The organism is Kitasatospora sp. NPDC033851, assembly GCF_055576085.1.
On the sequence record NZ_JBVIRL010000032.1, the window covers coordinates 22,806 to 40,070 of the forward strand.

A 17,265-nucleotide genomic window follows, 5' to 3' on the forward strand; every position below is an offset into this window, starting at 1 on the left:
GGCCGCGCCCGACGGATGTCCCGGCCACCGGGGGGCGGGACGGGAAAACCCGGTGCTCAGGGCCTGTCCGCTGGGCAATACTTCGGCGGGTGTTCATGTCGATCTCCACCACCGGCAGCGCCGAGAACCCGGCCACGGATCTCGGGTTCCTGCTGCACAAGCACCCCGGCAAGGTCCAGCGGTTCACGACGTCGCACGGCGAGGCCCACGTCTTCTACCCCGAGGCGGGGGACGAGGTCTGCACGGCGGCGCTGCTGCTGGACATCGACCCGGTCGCGTTGGTCCGCAAGGGCCGGGGCGACGGCAAGGGGCGAGGCGGTTCGCCCGACTTCGCGCTCGCCCAGTACGTCAACGACCGCCCGTACGCCGCGTCCTCGCTGCTCGCGGTGGCGCTGCGGACGGTGTTCCGGTCCGCGATGAAGGGCGCCTGCCCGGCCCGCCCCGAACTGCCGGGGCAGGCCCGCCCGCTGCGGATCGAGCTGCCCGCCGTGCCCGCGAACGGCGCGGGCGAGGGCGGCGGCCCGGCGATGGTGGCCCGGCTGTTCGAGCCGCTGGGCTGGCGGGTCGAGGCGACGGCGATCGCGCTGGACGAGGCGTTCCCGGAGTGGGGCGACTCCCGGTACGTGCGGATCGCGCTCGCCTCCGACACCGTACGGCTCGCCGACGCGCTCCAGCAGCTCTACGTGCTGCTGCCGGTGCTGGACGGCGCCAAGCACTACTGGGTCGCGCCGGACGAGGTGGACAAGCTGCTCGCCGCCGGCGAGGGCTGGCTGGCCGTCCACCCGGAGCGTGCCCTGATCACCCGCCGCTACCTCGCCCGGCGCTGGTCGCTGACCCGGGCCGCGATGGAGCGCCTGGAGCTGGCCCGGCTCGCGGAGGCGGACGACCGCGAGGCCGAGGAGATCGACAACGCGGTCGACGACCGGCCCGCGGAGGAGACCGGTGGGGACAACGGCGGGGAGCGCAGCGAGGAGACCGCCGGATTGACCGGCCGGCAGGACGGCCGGGAGCACGCGGAGCCGGCGCAGCCCCGCCCGCCGTCCCTCGCCGAGCAGCGCCGGACCGCGATCCTCGACGCCCTCCGCGAGACGGGCGCCACCCGTGTCGCCGACCTCGGCTGCGGCCAGGGCGAGCTGATCGGCGAACTGCTGAAGGACACCCGGTTCACCGAGATCCTCGGCGTGGACGTGTCCGTCCGGGCACTGCAGGCGGCCAACCGCAAGCTGCGCCTGGAGCGCCTGCCGGAGCGGCAGGCCGCCCGGGTGAAGCTGGCGCAGGGTGCGCTGACGTACACCGACGCCCGGTTGAAGGGCTTCGACGCGGCGGTGCTGTGCGAGGTGATCGAGCACCTGGACCTGCCGCGGCTGCCTGCCCTGGAGCACGCCGTGTTCGGCGCCGCCCGTCCGGGGGCCGTCGTGGTCACGACGCCGAACGCCGAGTACAACGTCCGCTGGGACACCCTGCCGGCGGGCAGCGTCCGGCACGCCGACCACCGCTTCGAGTGGTCCCGCGCCGAGTTCCGCGCCTGGGCCGAGAAGGTCGCGGCCGCCTACGGCTACACCGTGCTGCTGCGCCCGGTCGGCCCGCAGGACGGGGAGGTCGGCGCACCGACCCAGCTCGCCCTGTTCACCGCCGCAGCGTCGACCGACACAGTGACGACCGCCGCAGCCACGACGACCGACACAGCCACGACCACCGCCACGACGATGCCCGAAGGAGGCGACCCCCGATGACCGACGCCGCAGTCGACGAAACGGCCGAGAGCGCCGCCCCCCGCCGCCTCCCCGTCACCGACGTCTCCCTCGTCGTCCTGATCGGCACCAGCGGCGCGGGCAAGTCCACCTTCGCCCGCCGCCACTTCCTGCCCACCCAGGTCGTCTCCTCCGACTTCTGCCGCGGCCTGGTCGCCGACGACGAGAACGACCAGTCCGCCTCCGCCGAGGCCTTCGACCTCCTGCACTGCATCGTCGGCAAGCGCCTGGCGGCCGGCCGGCTGACCGTCGTGGACGCCACCAACGTGCAGCCCGAGTCGCGCCGCCAGCTGGTCCGGATCGCCCGCGAGCACGACGTGCTGCCGATCGCGATCGTCCTGGACGTCCCGCCGGGGGTGTGCGCCGAGCGCAACCGGTCCCGTCCGGACCGCCAACTGCCCGCCCACGTCATCCCGCGGCAGAACCGCGAGCTGCGCCGCTCCTTGCGCGGCCTGGAGCGCGAGGGCTTCCGCAAGGTGCACGTCCTGCGCGGCGAGGCCGAGGTCGCGTCGGCCGGGATCGAGCTGGAGAAGCGTTACAACGACCTGCGCCACCTCACCGGCCCGTTCGACATCGTGGGTGACATCCACGGCTGCCGCTCCGAGCTGGAGACGCTGCTGACCCGTCTCGGCTACGCCCTGACCCGGGACGCCGAGGGCCGTCCGGTGGACGCCGCGCATCCCGAGGGCCGGACCGCCGTCTTCGTCGGCGACCTGGTCGACCGGGGCCCCGACACCCCGGGCGTGCTGCGCCTGGTGATGGGCATGGTGGCGGCCGGCCACGCGATCTGCGTGCCTGGGAACCACGAGAACAAGCTCGGCCGGGCGATGGACGGCAGGAAGGTCACCGTCTCGCACGGCCTGCAGGAGTCGCTGGACCAGTTGGCGGGCGAGTCCGAGGAGTTCAAGGCCCAGGTGCGTGCCTTCATGCGCGGCCTGGTCAGCCACTACCTGCTGGACGGCGGCGCCCTGGTGGTCTGCCACGCCGGGCTGCCGGAGAAGTACCAGGGCCGCAACTCGGGCCGGGTCCGCTCGCACGCGCTGTACGGGGAGACCACCGGCGAGACCGACGAGTACGGCCTGCCGGTGCGCTACCCGTGGGCGGAGGAGTACCGCGGCCGGGCGCTGGTGGTCTACGGCCACACCCCGGTGCCGACGGCGAGCTTCGTCAACAACACCATCTGCCTGGACACCGGCTGCGTCTTCGGCGGCAGCCTGACCGCGCTGCGCTACCCGGAGCGCGAGCTGGTGAGCGTCGAGGCCGAGCGCGAGTGGTACGCCCCGGTGCGCCCGCTGATCACCGACGCGCCGGGCGCCCGCGAGGGCCGTCCGCTGGACCTCGCCGACGTGGCGGGGCGCCGGATCGTCGAGACGGCCCTGCACGGGCGGGTCGCCGTCCGGGAGGAGAACGCGGCGGCCGCGCTGGAGGTGATGAGCCGCTTCGCGCTGGACCCGCGGCTGCTCGCCTACCTGCCGCCGACCATGGCGCCGAGCGCCACCTCCCGCCGGGACGGCTACCTGGAGCACCCGGAGGAGGCCTTCCTCGCCTACCGCGCGGACGGCGTGCGGCACCTCGTGTGCGAGGAGAAGCACATGGGCTCGCGCGCGGTGCTGCTGGTCGCCCGGGACGGGGCCGCGCTGGAGCGCCGCTTCGGCGTGGCCGGCCCGGGCGCGATCTGGACCCGCACCGGCCGCGCGTTCCTCGCCGACGACGGGCTGACCGCCGCCGTGCTCGACCGGGTCCGGGCGGCCGCCGAGCGCGCCGGCCTCTTCGAGGAACTGGGCACCGGCTGGCTGCTGCTGGACGCCGAGCTGATGCCGTGGTCGCTGAAGGCGGTGGAGCTGCTGCGCCGTCAGTACGCGGCGGTCGGCGCGGCGGCGGGCGCCGCCCTGCCGGAGGTGCTGTCCGCGCTGGAGCGTGCGGCCGGGCGAGGCCTGGACCTGGCCGGGCTGACCGCCCGCCAGCGGCAGCGCTCCGCCGACGCGCGGGCGTTCACCGAGGCGTACCGGCGCTACTGCTGGCCGACCGAGGGCCTGTCGGGCATCCGGCTGGCGCCGTTCCAGCTGTTGGCCGCCGAGGGGGCGAACCTCGCGGTGCGCCCGCACGACGAGCACCTGGCCTGGATCGACCGCCTGGTGGCCGCCGACGACGCGGAGGAGCCCGTGCTGCGCCGCACCGGCCGGATCCTGGTGGACACCGAGGACGAGGCCTCGACGGCCGCCGCCACCGCCTGGTGGGAGGAGCTGACCGGGGCGGGCGGCGAGGGCATGGTGGTCAAGCCGCTGGCCTCGCTGGTGCGGACGTCGCGAGGCGAGGGCCGTCCGGGCGGGCTGGTGCAGCCCGGGGTGAAGGTGCGGGGCCGGGAGTACCTGCGGATCATCTACGGCCCGGACTACACCGAGCACCTCGACCGGCTGCGGCAGCGCGCGCTGGGCCACAAGCGCTCGCTGGCGCTGCGCGAGTACGCGCTGGGCCTGGAGGCGCTGGACCGGCTGGCGGCCGGGGAGCCGCTGTGGCGGGTGCACGAGCCGGTTTTCGCGGTGCTGGCGCTGGAGTCCGAGCCGGTCGACCCGCGCCTGTAGCGGCGGCGGCTCCGGAGCACGGGTGAGGGGAGTCCCATCGGGTGGGGCTCCCCTCACCCGCTCCGCTTCTGTATAGAAATTCCGAGTATCGTATACACTTGCCAGCCTTCCCCTCGTCCCGTCACCCCAGGAGCCCGGTATGGCCTTCAACCTCCGGAACAGGCACTTCCTCAAGGAGCTCGACTTCACGCCCCAGGAGTTCCGCTTCCTGGTGGACCTCGCCGCCGGGCTCAAGGCGGCGAAGTACGCGGGCACCGAGCAGCCCCGGCTGCGTGGGAAGAACATCGCGCTGATCTTCGAGAAGACCTCCACCCGCACCCGTTGCGCCTTCGAGGTCGCCGCCCACGACCAGGGCGCCACCACCACCTACCTGGACCCGTCGGCCTCGCAGATCGGCCACAAGGAGTCCATCAAGGACACCGCCCGGGTGCTCGGCCGGATGTTCGACGGCATCCAGTACCGCGGCCACGGCCAGGAGGTCGTCGAGGAGCTCGCCGCGCACGCGGGCGTGCCGGTCTGGAACGGCCTCACCGACGAGTGGCACCCCACCCAGATGCTGGCCGACGTGCTCACCGTCACCGAGCACACCGTCAAGCCGCTGACCGACGTCGCCCTCGCCTACCTCGGCGACGCCCGCTCCAACATGGGCAACTCGCTGCTGGTCAGCGGCGCCCTGCTCGGCATGGACATCCGGATCGTCGCCCCGCGCGCGCTCTGGCCGACGGAGGACGTGCAGAAGTCGGCGCAGGCCCTGGCCGAGTCGACCGGCGCCCGGATCACCCTGACCGAGGACGTGGCCGAGGGCGTGGCCGGCGTCGACTTCCTCTACACCGACGTCTGGGTGTCGATGGGCGAGCCCAAGGAGGTCTGGGCCGAGCGGATCGAGCAGCTCAAGCCCTACCAGGTCTCCATGGACACGGTCCGGGCCACCGGCAACCCGGCCGTGAAGTTCCTGCACTGCCTGCCCGCCTTCCACGACCTCGGCACGGTGGTCGGACGGCAGATGTACGAGGCGACCGGCATGACCGAGCTGGAGTGCACCGACGAGCTGTTCGAATCGCCGCACTCCATCGTGTTCGACCAAGCCGAGAACCGCCTGCACACCATCAAGGCGGTCCTGGTCGCCACCCTCGGCTCCTGAGCGGGCGGGCCGCTTCGGGGCACCGCCGGCAGCCGCGGTCCACGTCTCGAGAAGGCTCGAGAAGGCTCGAGAAGCTCCTGCGGGCTACTTCGCGAGCTTGACGCAGGCCACCCGGTCGCCCGCCGCGTGCGGGCCGGCCGGGGTGCCCGCGTGCAGCACCAGTGAGCGCGCCTCGCCCGGCCGCGGCTGCCAGTCCACCGCGGTCGTGGCGGTGCCCTCGCCGGCCCCGTCGGTGCGCAGTACCAGTCGCAGTTCGTTGCGCGCGTTGGCGAACGCCGGGTCGGTGGACGGCTGCACCGGGTCGGCCACGTCCTGGTAGTGCGGCCCGGAGGACGCCGGGTCGGCCCCGCAGCTGCCGGTGTGCAGGTGCGCCGGGAACTCGTGGTCGGGGGCGAGCCCGGACACCGTCAGGGTGAGCACCGTCCGCCCGGGCAGCGAGCGGTCGGTGACGACCCGGGCATGCGAGCCGTACGGCACCAGGTCGTCCGCGTAGCTGATGGCGGCCGGCGGGACGAAGGCGGTGGCCGGGTCGAAGTCGGCCTCGACGACGGAGACCGGCGAGGCGGCGGGGGCGAGCAGGGCCAGTGGCAGCAGGGCGGCGGCGAGCGGAGCGGTCATCGGTCGGGCCTTCCACGGGCAGGGCGACGGTCACCCTGCTAACGGCCCCGGCCCCCGAAGGACACCGCCGGCCCGTGACGGACACCGCCGGCCGGGAGGGAGAGCCGGCCGGGAGGGAGAGGCGGCCGGGAGGGAGAGGCGGCCGGGAGGGCCGGCAACCGCCCTCAGGCCGACTCGCGCCGGATCCCCCGGATCTCGCAGCGCGGCCCGCTGGCCCGCATCAGCCGCAGGTCGGCGGTGATCAGCGGCGCCCCGTACCGTTCGGCGACCGCGACGTAGGCGGCGTCGTCCGGGGTCAGGTTGTCCTTGAGCTCCCAGATCCGGCCGAGCAGCGGCGCCACCTCGACCTTGCGGATCGCCACCGCGGCCAGCTCGCCGGTGAGTTCGGCGACCCGTTCGGCGGTCAGTTCCTTGGCGAGGTAGAGCCCGCGCAGCGACTGCATCACCTCGACCACGATGTGCTCGGGCGCCAACCACTCGCCGTCGGCGGCGAGTTCGGCCCGGGCGGCGGCCCCGCGCGGGCCCTCGTCGGCCAGCGCCAGCACCAGCGCGGACGCGTCCACCACGATCATCGAAGGCCCCCTCTGCCGGTCACGTCACGGGTCACCGTACCCGGCCCCGGACTCGGCCCGCGGAGGCGGATGTCGACAGCGGTTCAGCGTCCGAGGAGGACTCCGGGCAGGAGTCCCGGCAGGAGCCCGGGCAGGAGGCCGGTGAGCATCGAGGCGGCGTTGGCGGTGGCGGAGGCGGCCCAGGGGAGTGCGGTGCGCGGCGACAGTCCGGTGAGCGGGGTGAGCAGGGCGCCCTCGACCAGGCAGACGCAGGCCTCGCCGAGCCCGAAGGCGGTCCAGTACGCTGCGGCGGGCCCGGTGGAGTACGGCCGCAGGGAGTGCCACAGCAGCGGGTGCGTCGCCAGGTTGACCAGGACGGCGGCAACGGCGGCGCGGGACGCCCGCAGGCCGCCGGCCCGGGTGAGCGCGACGGTGTAGACGGGGACCTCGACCAGCAGGGTCAGGGCCAGGGCGAGGGCGTAGGGCACGGCGGGGATCGTGCCACGGGGAGGGGACCATGGCCACCGAGGTCGCACCCGTACCGGTGTCGACGGCCGCGCCGGTGTGGCCCGCGCCCGGGCCGGCGGCCCGCCTGGGCGTCGCGCCGTTCGCGGGTTTCGCACTGTCGGCGGCGGTGGCGCTGACGCTGGCCCTGCGGGCACCGACCGGCCTGGCGGTGCTGGGGCTGGCCGCCTTCGGCCTGCTGCACAACGTGCTGGAGCTGCGCTACGTGGCGGGCCGTTTCGCCACTGTGCTGGCCGGCCCGCTGCTGCGGCTGCTGCTGGCGCTGGTGACCGGCATCGTGGTGTGCCGCCTGCTGCCGCCCTCCCGGGTGTCCCAGGGGGCGGAGATCCTGCTCGGGTACGGTCTGCTGGCGGCGGCCTGCCGGTACGGGCTGCGCGGTCGGCCGCGGCTGCTGGCGGGGAGCGCGGTGCTGCTGGTCGGGGCCGGCGCGGCCTCGCTGGCCTTTCCCGCGTACCACTTCGTGGTGCTGGCCCACCTGCACAACGTGGTCCCGCTGCTGTTCCTGGCCGAGTGGTCGCGCCGGCTGCGGCGGGGGCGGGCGGCGTTCCTGGTGTTGCAGGGCGTCTGGGTGCTGCTGGTGCCGGCCCTGTTGCTGAGCGGTCTGTCGGACGGCCTGTTGTCGCAGCGCCCGGGTGGTTGGACGGAGCGGCTGGCGGCCGCCTACACCCCGCCGGCCTGGCTGACGCCGGAGGCGGGCCTGCGCTTCCTGGCGGTGTTCGCCTTCCTGCAGACGATGCACTACGTCGTCTGGGTCTGGTTCCTGCCCAGGTACGCGCCGGAGGCGGCGGAGCGCTTCGACGCCCGGGTGCCCGCGTTGCGCGGTGTGCGGGCGTGGGCGCTGGGTGCGGGGGCCGGCGTGCTGTTGGCGCTGCTGTTCGCGGTGGACTACGCGCAGGGCCGGTCGCTGTACGCGGCGCTGGCCGGGTACCACGCGTATCTGGAGTTCCCGGTGCTGTTGATGCTGGTTCTGGGCCTCGGCGCGGAGCAGGCGCCTACCGAGCGGAGCGCGGATGGAGGGGAGGTGAAGACATGAGGACGATCCTGCTGGCGGACATCGCCCCCTCGCCGACCGGCGGTTCCGGTGGTGAGCTTGTGGTGGTGCTGCTGATGGCAGCCGCGGTGGTGGCGGGTGCGGTCTGGCTGATCAGGCTGGAGCGCAAGCGGCGCGGCCCGGACGACGAGTGAGTCACGGCATGCACTATGGTTTATCTCGACATCGAGATAACTGCCCCTTACGATATATCTCGACATCAAGATACTTGCCGAGAGGCGCTCACCGGCGATGCGGGCAAGGTCGGCCTAAGTAAGGCTGACCTTACCACCGCGTGGCGGCCGGATATCGCACGAAGCACCCAGAAGGAGTCAGTCGTGTCCGCGAACAGCTTCGACGCCCGCAGCTCGCTGCAGGTGGGCGACGAGTCGTACGAGATCTTCAAGCTCTCCGCCGTCGAGGGTTCCGAGCGGCTGCCGTACAGCCTCAAGGTGCTGCTGGAGAACCTGCTCCGCACGGAGGACGGCGCGAACATCACCGCCGACCACATTCGCGCCCTCGGCAACTGGGACAACAACGCCCAGCCGAGCCAGGAGATCCAGTTCACCCCGGCCCGCGTGATCATGCAGGACTTCACCGGTGTCCCGTGCGTGGTCGACCTCGCCACCATGCGTGAGGCCGTCAAGGAGCTGGGCGGCGACCCGGCCAAGATCAACCCGCTGGCCCCGGCCGAGCTGGTCATCGACCACTCGGTCATCGCCGACAAGTTCGGCACCAAGGACGCGTTCACCCAGAACGTCGAGATCGAGTACGGCCGCAACAAGGAGCGCTACCAGTTCCTGCGCTGGGGCCAGACCGCCTTCGACGAGTTCAAGGTCGTCCCGCCGGGCACCGGCATCGTCCACCAGGTGAACATCGAGCACCTGGCCCGCACCATCATGGTCCGCGGCGGCCAGGCCTACCCGGACACCTGCGTCGGCACCGACTCGCACACCACCATGGTCAACGGCCTGGGCGTGCTGGGCTGGGGCGTCGGCGGCATCGAGGCCGAGGCCGCCATGCTCGGCCAGCCGGTCTCCATGCTGATCCCGCGCGTGGTCGGCTTCAAGCTGACCGGTGAGCTGCCGGCCGGCACCACCGCCACCGACCTCGTGCTCACCATCACCGAGATGCTGCGCAAGCACGGTGTGGTCGGCAAGTTCGTCGAGTTCTACGGCGACGGCATCGGCTCGATCCCGCTGGCCAACCGCGCCACCATCGGCAACATGTCGCCGGAGTTCGGCTCGACCTGCGCGATCTTCCCGATCGACACCGAGACCATCAACTACCTGCGCCTGACCGGCCGTGACGAGCAGCAGCTCGCCCTGGTCGAGGCCTACGCCAAGGAGCAGGGCCTCTGGCACGACCCGTCGGTCGAGCCGGTCTACTCCGAGTACCTCGAGCTGGACGTCTCCACCGTCGTCCCGTCGATCTCCGGCCCGAAGCGCCCGCAGGACCGCGTGATCCTGGCCGAGGCCGCGAGCAAGTTCGCCGAGGCGCTGCCGACCTACTCCGCCGAGGCCTCGAAGCCGACCGCCGTCACCGCCCCCGACGGCTCGACCTACGAGATCGACAACGGCGCGGTCGTGATCGCCTCGATCACCTCCTGCACCAACACCTCCAACCCCTCCGTCATGCTGGGCGCCGCCCTGCTGGCGAAGAAGGCCGTGGAGAAGGGCCTCACGGTCAAGCCGTGGGTCAAGACCACCCTGGCGCCCGGCTCCAAGGTCGTCATGGACTACTACGAGAAGGCCGGCCTGCTCCCGTACATGGAGAAGCTGGGCTTCAACCTGGTCGGCTACGGCTGCGTCACCTGCATCGGCAACTCGGGCCCGCTGCCCGAGGAGGTCTCGGCCGCCGTCAACGAGGCCGACCTGGCGGTCGTCTCGGTGCTCTCCGGCAACCGCAACTTCGAGGGCCGGATCAACCCCGACGTCAAGATGAACTACCTGGCCTCCCCGCCGCTGGTAGTCGCCTACGCCCTCGCCGGCAACATGAACGTCGACATCACCAAGGACGCCCTGGGCCAGGACGCCGACGGCAACGACGTCTTCCTCGCCGACATCTGGCCGACCGAGCAGGAGGTCGCCGACACCGTCGCCGGCTCCATCGACGAGGCCATGTTCGACAAGGGCTACCAGGACGTCTTCGCCGGCGACCACCGCTGGCAGTCGCTCCCGGTCCCGACCGGCAACACCTTCGAGTGGGACGCCGAGTCCACCTACGTCCGCAAGCCCCCGTACTTCGAGGGCATGGCCAAGACCCCGAGCCCGGTGACCGACATCGCCGGCGCCCGCGTCCTGGCCAAGCTGGGCGACTCGGTCACCACCGACCACATCTCCCCGGCCGGCAACATCAAGCCGGGCACCCCGGCGGCGCAGTACCTGACCGCCAACGGTGTCGAGAAGCGCGACTTCAACTCCTACGGTTCCCGTCGTGGCAACCACGAGGTGATGATCCGCGGCACCTTCGCCAACATCCGCCTGCGCAACCAGATCGCGCCGGGCACCGAGGGCGGCTACACCCGCGACTTCACCCAGGCCGACGCGCCGGTGTCGTTCATCTACGACGCTTCGCAGAACTACCAGGCCGCCGGCACCCCGCTGGTCGTCCTGGCCGGCAAGGAGTACGGCTCCGGCTCGTCCCGCGACTGGGCCGCCAAGGGCACCGCGCTGCTCGGCGTCAAGGCCGTCATCGCCGAGTCCTACGAGCGCATCCACCGCTCGAACCTGATCGGCATGGGCGTCCTGCCGCTGCAGTTCCCGGAGGGCGAGAACGCCGACTCCCTCGGCCTCACCGGCGAGGAGACCTTCTCCTTCACCGGCGTGACCGAGCTCAACGAGGGCCGCACTCCGAAGACCGTCAAGGTCACGGCCGTCGCCGCGGACGGGGCCGTCAAGGAGTTCGACGCGGTCGTCCGCATCGACACCCCCGGTGAGGCGGACTACTACCGCAACGGCGGCATCCTGCAGTACGTGCTGCGCTCGCTCATCGGCTGAGCCGACGCCTAGCGCCTGAAGGGGCCGGACCGCACACCGCGGTCCGGCCCCTTCCGCATGCCGCACCGGCCTCCGCGGGCACCACCGGCGCCGACTTCCGCGTGCCGCACCGGCCTCCGCAGGCAGCACCGCCTTGGGCACGCCATGCAGAAAGGGGGCCCACCGCACGGGTGGGCCCCCTTCGCGCGAGGACCGTCAGGCCCGGTCGCAGGCCTGCGCCCGCAGCGCGCGGGCCAGGTCGTCACGGCGCTCCAGCACCAGGCGGCGCAGCGCCGGCGCGGCCTGCGGGTGCCCGTCCAGCCAGGCGTCGGCCTCGGCCAGGGTCTGCTCGTCGGTGTGGGCACCCGGGAAGAAGCCGGCGACGAAGCGGATCGCGATCTCGATGGTCCGATCGGCCCAGATCTTCTCCAGCAGCTTGAAGTACGGGGCCGCGTAGAGGGTGGTCAGGTCGCGGTGGGCGGGCAGGGCGAAGCCCGCGATGTTGGCCTCGACCAGGGCGTTCGGCAGCTCGTCCGAGTCGACCACGGCCGACCAGGCGGCGGCCTTGGCCTCCGGGGTGGGCCGGGCGGCCAGGCACTGGGTGTACTGGCGCCTGCCGCTCGCGGTGTTGTCGGCGGCCAGCTCGGCTGCCAGCTCCTCGTCGGTGGCCTGGCCGGCGGCGGCCAGGGCCAGCCACAGCGACCAGCGCAGCTCCTGGTCGACGTCCAGGCCGTCGATCCGGGCGCTGCCGGCCAGCAGGCCGCGGACCAGGCCGAGGTGCTCGGCGCCGCCCGCGGTCTGGGCAAGGAAGCGGGCCCAGGCCAGCTGGTGGTCGCTGCCGGGGACGGCGTCGCGCAGCTCGCGCAGGGCGCCGTCGGCGAGCAGCCGGCCGCCCTCGCCGCGCCAGGCCGGGTCGGCGTACAGGTCGACGGCGGTCTTGGCCTGGCCGTGCAGCGACTGCAGCACGCCGATGTTGCCCTCCTGGCCGGCGAAGCGCAGCACCAGGGCGACGTAGTCGCGGGCCGGCATCAGGCCGTCCCGGGTGAGGTTCCAGACGGCGGACCAGGCGAGGGCGCGGGACAGCTCGTCGTGGATGTCGCCGAGGCCGGCACGCAGGGTCTCCAGGGAGTCCCCGTCGAAGCGGATCTTGCAGTAGGTCAGGTCGTCGTCGTTGAGCAGGACGAGCGCCGGGCGGGGGCGGCCGGCCGCCTCGGTGACGACGGTGCGGGCGCCGGTGACGTCCAGCTCGATCCGCGCGGTGCGCACCAGGGCGCCGTCGGCGTCCCGGTCGTACAGGCCGACCGCGATCCGGTGCGGGCGGAGGACATCGCCGTCCTGCAGGACCGCGAGCTCGGTGATCCGGCCCTCGGCGTCGGTGGTGACCTGCGGGGTGAGCGCGTTGACGCCGGCGGTCTGCAGCCAGGCGGCGGCCCAGGTCTTGAGGTCGCGGCCGCTGGTCTCCTCCAGGATGTCCAGCAGGTCGGTGAGTTCGGTGTTGCCGAAGGCGTGGCGCTTGAAGTAGCGGCGGGCGCCCTCGAAGAAGGCCTCCGAACCGGCGTACGCCACCAGCTGCTTGAGGACGGAGGCGCCCTTGGCGTAGGTGATGCCGTCGAAGTTGAGCTTGGCGTCCTCGAGGTCGCGGATGTCCGCGGTGATCGGGTGCGTGGTGGGGAACTGGTCCTGCCGGTAGGCCCAGGCCTTGCGCTGGTTGGCGAAGGTGACCCAGGCGGAGGAGTAGCGGGTGCGGGCGCCGATCAGGCCGTAGGAGCCCATGAAGTCGGCGAAGGACTCCTTCAGCCACAGGTCGTCCCACCAGCGCATGGTGACCAGGTCGCCGAACCACATGTGCGCCATCTCGTGCAGGATGACGTTGGCCCGGCCCTCGTAGGCGGCGTCGGTGACCTTCGAGCGGAAGACGAACTCCTCGCGGAAGGTGACGCAGCCGGGGTTCTCCATCGCGCCGATGTTGTACTCGGGGACGAAGGCCTGGTCGTACTTGCCGAAGGGGTACGGGTAGTCGAACTCCTCGTGGAAGAAGTCGAGTCCGAGCTTGGTGACGCCGAGGATCTCGTCCGCGTCGAAGTACGGGGCGAGGGACTTGCGGCACATCGCGGAGAGCGGGATCTCCAGGGTGGTGCCGTCGGCGAGTTCGCGGCTGTAGTGGTCGCGGGCGACGTGGTACGGGCCGGCGACGACCGCGGTGAGGTAGGTGGAGATCGGCTTGGTCGGCGCGAACTCCCAGGTGCGACTGCCGCCCTGCCCGGTGCCGTCCTGCCCGGTGGCGTCCTCGGCGGTGACGCCCTCGTGCGGGGCGTTGGACCAGACGTCCCAGGCGGCCGGGGCGGTCACCGTGAAGGTGAACGGGGCCTTCAGGTCGGGCTGTTCGAAGGTCGCGAACACCCGGCGGGCGTCGGCCGGCTCGTAGTGGGTGTAGAGGTAGGTCTCGCCGTCCACGGGGTCGACGAAGCGGTGCAGGCCCTCGCCGGTGCGGCTGTACGCGCAGTCCGCCTCGATGGTCAGCACGTTCTCGGCGGCGAGGCCGTCGACGTGCACCCGGGCGCCGTCGTAGGCGGTGGCCGGGTCGAGGGCGCGCCCGTTGAGGGTGACCGCGCGGACGGCCGGGGCCAGCAGGTCGAGGAAGGTGTCCGCGCCGGGCTCGGAGCAGCGGAACGTGATCGTGGTGGCGGAGCGGAACGTGGCGGCGGCCGGGTCCGGGGCCGAGGTCACGTCGAGCCGGACGCGGTAGCCGTCCACGGCCAGGATGCTGGCCCGCTGCTGGGCTTCGTCGCGGCTGAGGTTCTTGCCCGGCACGGCGGTACTCCTTTGTCCGGCTCGCACGGTGGTGCGCGGGTGGGTGGTGCGGTCTCGGTGCGCGGTGTCCTCCGCGCACGCGGGGACATCCTTTCACGCTCCTCGCCGTCGGTACCATTGCACAGACCGACGCGTCGGTACCGGAATCAGCGGCGCCGGGCGGGTGTTGAGCCTCTGGGGGAGTTCACCCCTGCCCGGATCACCTGACGAAGGACGACTCGCAGTGACGACTGCCGCTGAGCGCAAGACCGCCGACTTCTGGTTCGACCCGGCCTGCCCGTGGGCGTGGATGACCTCCCGCTGGCTGATCGAGGTTCAGCAGCTGCGCCCGGTCGACGTGCGCTGGCACGTGATGAGCCTGTCGGTGCTGAACGAGCACCGGGACCTCCCGGAGAACTACCGGGCCCTGCTGGACAACGCCTGGGGCGCGGTGCGGGTGTGCATCGCCGCCGCCGAACAGCACGGCGAGGAGGTGCTCGGCCGGCTCTACACCGAGCTGGGCCTGCGCTTCCACAACCAGGGCCTGCCGCAGAACCGGGAGACCATAACCGCCGCCCTGGTGGCCGCGGGCCTGCCCGCCGAGCTGGCCGACGCGGCCGACACGGACAAGTACGACGAAGCCCTGCGCGCCTCCCACAAGGAGGGCATCACCCTGGTCGGCGAGGACGTCGGCACCCCGGTGATCGCGGTCGAGGGCGTGGACGGCGACCGGGTCGCCTTCTTCGGCCCGGTGGTCACCCCCGCCCCGAAGGGCGAGGCCGCGGCCCGCCTGTGGGACGGCACCCTGCTGGTGGCCTCCACCCCCGGCTTCTACGAGATCAAGCGCACCCGGACGGCAGGCCCGTCCTTCGAGTAGCCCTGGCGTCGAGCAGCTCCGGCTTCGGGTAGCCCCGGCGTCGAGTGGCTGTGACGCCGGCGACGGCGACGCGACAGGGCCCGGTACCGAGCGTCGGTACCGGGCCCTGTCGCATGTGCGGGACTCAGCCGGCGGCGGCGTCCCGGCGCTGCTTGAGCAGACCGGAGACGACCAGCACCGCGACCAGTACTCCGGCCGCGTACAGCTGCTGCCGGTTGCCCTCGGTGGTGGTCATCAGCGCGAGGATGCCGGCCACGCCGGCCATCGCGACCCAGGTCAGGTACGGGTAGCCCCACATCTTCACGGTGAGCAGCTCGGGCGTCTCGCGCTCCAGCCGGCGTCGCATCCGCAGCTGGACCACGCAGATGAACAGCCAGACCACCAGGATCGCCACGCCGGTGGTGTTCATCAGCCAGGTGAACACGGTGTCCGGCCAGAACTTGGCGGCCAGGACGGCGCCGAAGCCGAACAGGCAGGAGGCGAGCACGGCCCGGCGCGGCACCCCGCCGCTGACCTTGGCCAGCGCCTTGGGGCCCTGGCCGCGGCCGACCAGCGAGTACGCCATCCGGGAGGCGCCGTAGATGTTGGCGTTCATCGCGGACAGCAGTGCGATCAGCACCACGACCTGCATGATCGCCCCGGCGCCGGGCACCCCGAGGTGGCGCAGCACGGTGACGTACGGGCCGTCGGCGACGACCGCCGGGTCCTTCCAGGAGACCAGGGTGACCACCAGGGCCATCGAGCCGATGTAGAAGATCGCGATCCGCCACACCGCGGTGCGCACGGCGTTGGCGACGTTCTTCTTGGGGTCGTCGGACTCGGCGGCGGCGATGGTGACGGTCTCCAGACCGCCGTACGCGAAGACCGAGGCGAGCAGGCCGACGATCAGTCCGCTGACGCCGGTGGGCAGGAAGCCGCCGTGGCCGGTGAGGTTGCCGGTGCCGGGGGCGCCGGGGCCGATCACCCCGGCGATGCCGAGTCCGCCGAGCACCAGGAAGGCGATGATCGCGGCGACCTTGACGGTGGCGAACCAGAACTCGAACTCGCCGAAGTTCTTCACCGCGGTGAGGTTGCTGGCGCAGAAGAAGACCATGAACAGGGCGACCCAGACCCAGGAGGAGACGCCCGGTACCCAGCCGTTGACGATCTTCCCAGCGGCGGTGGCCTCGGCGGCGACGCCGCAGCAGAGCATCACCCAGTACATCCAGCCCGCCGTGATTCCGGCCCACGGGCCGATCTCCTTCTCGGCGTGCACCGAGAACGAGCCGGAGGCGGGGCGGGCCGCGGACATCTCGCCGAGCATCCGCATGATCAGCATGACCAGCAGGCCGGAGAGCACGAAGGCCAGGATGATCGCCGGGCCGGCGGCCGCGATGCCCGCGCCGGAGCCGACGAAGAGGCCCGCGCCGATCACACCGCCGAGGGCGATCATCGACAGGTGGCGCTGCTTCAGCCCGTGGGAGAGCTGCTGGCTACCCGACGCCGGTTGGGTGGCATCGGCGGTCCCGGACGCCGGGGGCGCGGAGGTGGGGGCCATAGGGGCGGTTCCAGACTGTGCGGTATCCGGCATGAGTTGTCCAATATCCGGGGCCACCTCTGTCCATGCCAAGCACGTTCGGCCCGGGCCCACATTGCGGACCGGGCGGCCACACGGAGTGGCCGAGGCGTGACCGCGCGTCGTTTCGGGCCGGTTCCGACAACACCCGAGGGCGGGGCTTTGTCCGAAACCGTGAACGGTCGCGCAGTGGATCACCACGTAGGTTCACAGGTGTTCACTCACCCGGACCCACGGAGGAGCCCCCCGATGGCCACTGCCACCACCCCGACTGCCGGCACCTCGATAGGGCGCCGCGTCGTCCTCGCCGACCTGCTGCCCGACGCCGCCACCCGCCTCGGCGGCCAGGTCCGCGACCTGGCCCTGGTGGCCGGCGGCGCCGCGCTGACCGGCGTGGCCGCCCAGCTGTCGGTGAACGTCCCCGGCTCGCCGGTGCCGGTCACCGGCCAGACCTTCGCCGCCCTGCTGGTCGGCACCGCGCTCGGCGCCCGCCGCGGCGTGGCCTCGCTCGCCCTCTACCTGCTCGCCGGCATGGCCGGCCTGCCCTGGTTCGCCGAGGGCACCTCCGGCTGGGCGATGCCCTCGTTCGGCTACGTGCTCGGATTCGTCCTCGCCGCCGCCCTGACCGGCGCGCTGGCCCGCCGTGGCGCCGACCGCACTCCGGTGAACACCGCGGTCACCATGGTCCTCGGCAGCCTCGCCATCTACGCGGTCGGCGTCCCGTACCTGGCCCTGTCGCTGCACGTGTCGCTCGCCCGCGCCGCCGAGCTCGGCCTCTACCCGTACCTGGTCGGCGACGCCCTCAAGGCCGCCTTCGCCGCCGGCGCCCTGCCGCTGGCCTGGAAGCTCCTCGGCCGGCGCTGAAGC

The 17,265-nt window shown here is 72.6% G+C and carries 13 protein-coding genes; 8 read left to right on the forward strand and 5 right to left on the reverse strand.

The window, feature by feature from the left end:
• Window positions 1–89: 89 nt before the first annotated feature.
• The 3 genes from ACZ51D_RS37280 to argF all read left to right on the forward strand — a co-directional run bounded on the left by ACZ51D_RS37280 (window position 90) and on the right by argF (window position 5,474).
• Window positions 90–1,733 carry a 3' terminal RNA ribose 2'-O-methyltransferase Hen1 gene (locus ACZ51D_RS37280; protein ID WP_465664743.1) on the forward strand — a complete coding sequence of 548 codons (1,644 nt, stop codon included), beginning with the start codon at window positions 90–92 and terminating at the stop codon, window positions 1,731–1,733.
• Window positions 1,730–4,333, forward strand: coding sequence for a polynucleotide kinase-phosphatase (locus ACZ51D_RS37285; protein WP_465664744.1), 2,604 nt, complete (start codon window positions 1,730–1,732; stop codon window positions 4,331–4,333). Before ACZ51D_RS37280 ends, ACZ51D_RS37285 begins: the two co-directional genes overlap by 4 nt.
• Before the next feature lie 139 nt (window positions 4,334–4,472).
• On the forward strand, window positions 4,473–5,474 hold the full coding sequence (gene argF / locus ACZ51D_RS37290; RefSeq protein ID WP_465620050.1) for an ornithine carbamoyltransferase: 1,002 nt from the start codon (window positions 4,473–4,475) through the stop codon (window positions 5,472–5,474).
• Between the two features lie 84 nt (window positions 5,475–5,558).
• Here argF and ACZ51D_RS37295 read toward each other — a convergent pair whose 3' ends face one another.
• The 3 genes from ACZ51D_RS37295 to ACZ51D_RS37305 form a co-directional block, all read right to left on the reverse strand.
• Window positions 5,559–6,092 (reverse strand): superoxide dismutase family protein, encoded by a 534-nt coding sequence (locus ACZ51D_RS37295; RefSeq protein WP_465664745.1) that lies wholly within the window; start codon window positions 6,090–6,092, stop codon window positions 5,559–5,561.
• A gap of 164 nt (window positions 6,093–6,256) precedes the next feature.
• On the reverse strand, window positions 6,257–6,664 hold the full coding sequence (locus ACZ51D_RS37300; RefSeq protein WP_360504064.1) for a type II toxin-antitoxin system VapC family toxin: 408 nt from the start codon (window positions 6,662–6,664) through the stop codon (window positions 6,257–6,259).
• A gap of 83 nt (window positions 6,665–6,747) precedes the next feature.
• Window positions 6,748–7,131, reverse strand: coding sequence for a hypothetical protein (locus ACZ51D_RS37305; RefSeq protein ID WP_465664746.1), 384 nt, complete (start codon window positions 7,129–7,131; stop codon window positions 6,748–6,750).
• Between the two features lie 29 nt (window positions 7,132–7,160).
• On the opposite strand from ACZ51D_RS37305, the gene ACZ51D_RS37310 reads away from it, so the two are divergent.
• The 3 genes from ACZ51D_RS37310 to acnA all read left to right on the forward strand — a co-directional run bounded on the left by ACZ51D_RS37310 (window position 7,161) and on the right by acnA (window position 11,197).
• Window positions 7,161–8,201 (forward strand): hypothetical protein, encoded by a 1,041-nt coding sequence (locus ACZ51D_RS37310; protein ID WP_465664747.1) that lies wholly within the window; start codon window positions 7,161–7,163, stop codon window positions 8,199–8,201.
• Window positions 8,198–8,353, forward strand: a complete 156-nt coding sequence (locus tag ACZ51D_RS37315) for a hypothetical protein (RefSeq protein ID WP_360504070.1) — start codon at window positions 8,198–8,200, stop codon at window positions 8,351–8,353. The genes ACZ51D_RS37310 and ACZ51D_RS37315 overlap by 4 nt, the downstream gene beginning before the upstream one ends.
• Window positions 8,354–8,536: 183 nt before the next feature.
• On the forward strand, window positions 8,537–11,197 hold the full coding sequence (gene acnA / locus ACZ51D_RS37320) for an aconitate hydratase AcnA (RefSeq protein WP_465620056.1): 2,661 nt from the start codon (window positions 8,537–8,539) through the stop codon (window positions 11,195–11,197).
• 195 nt (window positions 11,198–11,392) lie between these two features.
• Here acnA and pepN read toward each other — a convergent pair whose 3' ends face one another.
• A complete protein-coding gene (gene pepN, locus ACZ51D_RS37325; protein ID WP_465620058.1) occupies window positions 11,393–13,987 on the reverse strand; it encodes an aminopeptidase N in 2,595 nt (864 codons plus the stop codon).
• A gap of 223 nt (window positions 13,988–14,210) precedes the next feature.
• On the opposite strand from pepN, the gene ACZ51D_RS37330 reads away from it, so the two are divergent.
• Entirely contained in the window at window positions 14,211–14,843 is a 633-nt protein-coding gene (locus tag ACZ51D_RS37330) for a mycothiol-dependent nitroreductase Rv2466c family protein (RefSeq protein WP_360504076.1), read from the forward strand.
• Between the two features lie 124 nt (window positions 14,844–14,967).
• Here ACZ51D_RS37330 and ACZ51D_RS37335 read toward each other — a convergent pair whose 3' ends face one another.
• Window positions 14,968–16,380 carry an amino acid permease gene (locus tag ACZ51D_RS37335; RefSeq protein WP_465664748.1) on the reverse strand — a complete coding sequence of 471 codons (1,413 nt, stop codon included), beginning with the start codon at window positions 16,378–16,380 and terminating at the stop codon, window positions 14,968–14,970.
• 267 nt (window positions 16,381–16,647) lie between these two features.
• Between ACZ51D_RS37335 and ACZ51D_RS37340 the strand changes: the two genes are divergently transcribed.
• Window positions 16,648–17,262, forward strand: a complete 615-nt coding sequence (locus ACZ51D_RS37340) for a biotin transporter BioY (RefSeq protein ID WP_465620063.1) — start codon at window positions 16,648–16,650, stop codon at window positions 17,260–17,262.
• Window positions 17,263–17,265 lie beyond the last annotated feature (3 nt).

Coding starts and splice junctions, on each gene's coding strand:
- ACZ51D_RS37285 (WP_465664744.1), top strand. CDS start 1,730: ATGACCGACGCCGCAGTCGACGAAACGGCCGAGAGCGCCGCCCCCCGC.
- argF (WP_465620050.1), top strand. CDS start 4,473: ATGGCCTTCAACCTCCGGAACAGGCACTTCCTCAAGGAGCTCGACTTC.
- ACZ51D_RS37295 (WP_465664745.1), bottom strand. CDS start 6,092: ATGACCGCTCCGCTCGCCGCCGCCCTGCTGCCACTGGCCCTGCTCGCC.
- ACZ51D_RS37300 (WP_360504064.1), bottom strand. CDS start 6,664: ATGATCGTGGTGGACGCGTCCGCGCTGGTGCTGGCGCTGGCCGACGAG.
- ACZ51D_RS37310 (WP_465664747.1), top strand. CDS start 7,161: ATGGCCACCGAGGTCGCACCCGTACCGGTGTCGACGGCCGCGCCGGTG.
- ACZ51D_RS37315 (WP_360504070.1), top strand. CDS start 8,198: ATGAGGACGATCCTGCTGGCGGACATCGCCCCCTCGCCGACCGGCGGT.
- ACZ51D_RS37335 (WP_465664748.1), bottom strand. CDS start 16,380: ATGGCCCCCACCTCCGCGCCCCCGGCGTCCGGGACCGCCGATGCCACC.
- ACZ51D_RS37340 (WP_465620063.1), top strand. CDS start 16,648: ATGGCCACTGCCACCACCCCGACTGCCGGCACCTCGATAGGGCGCCGC.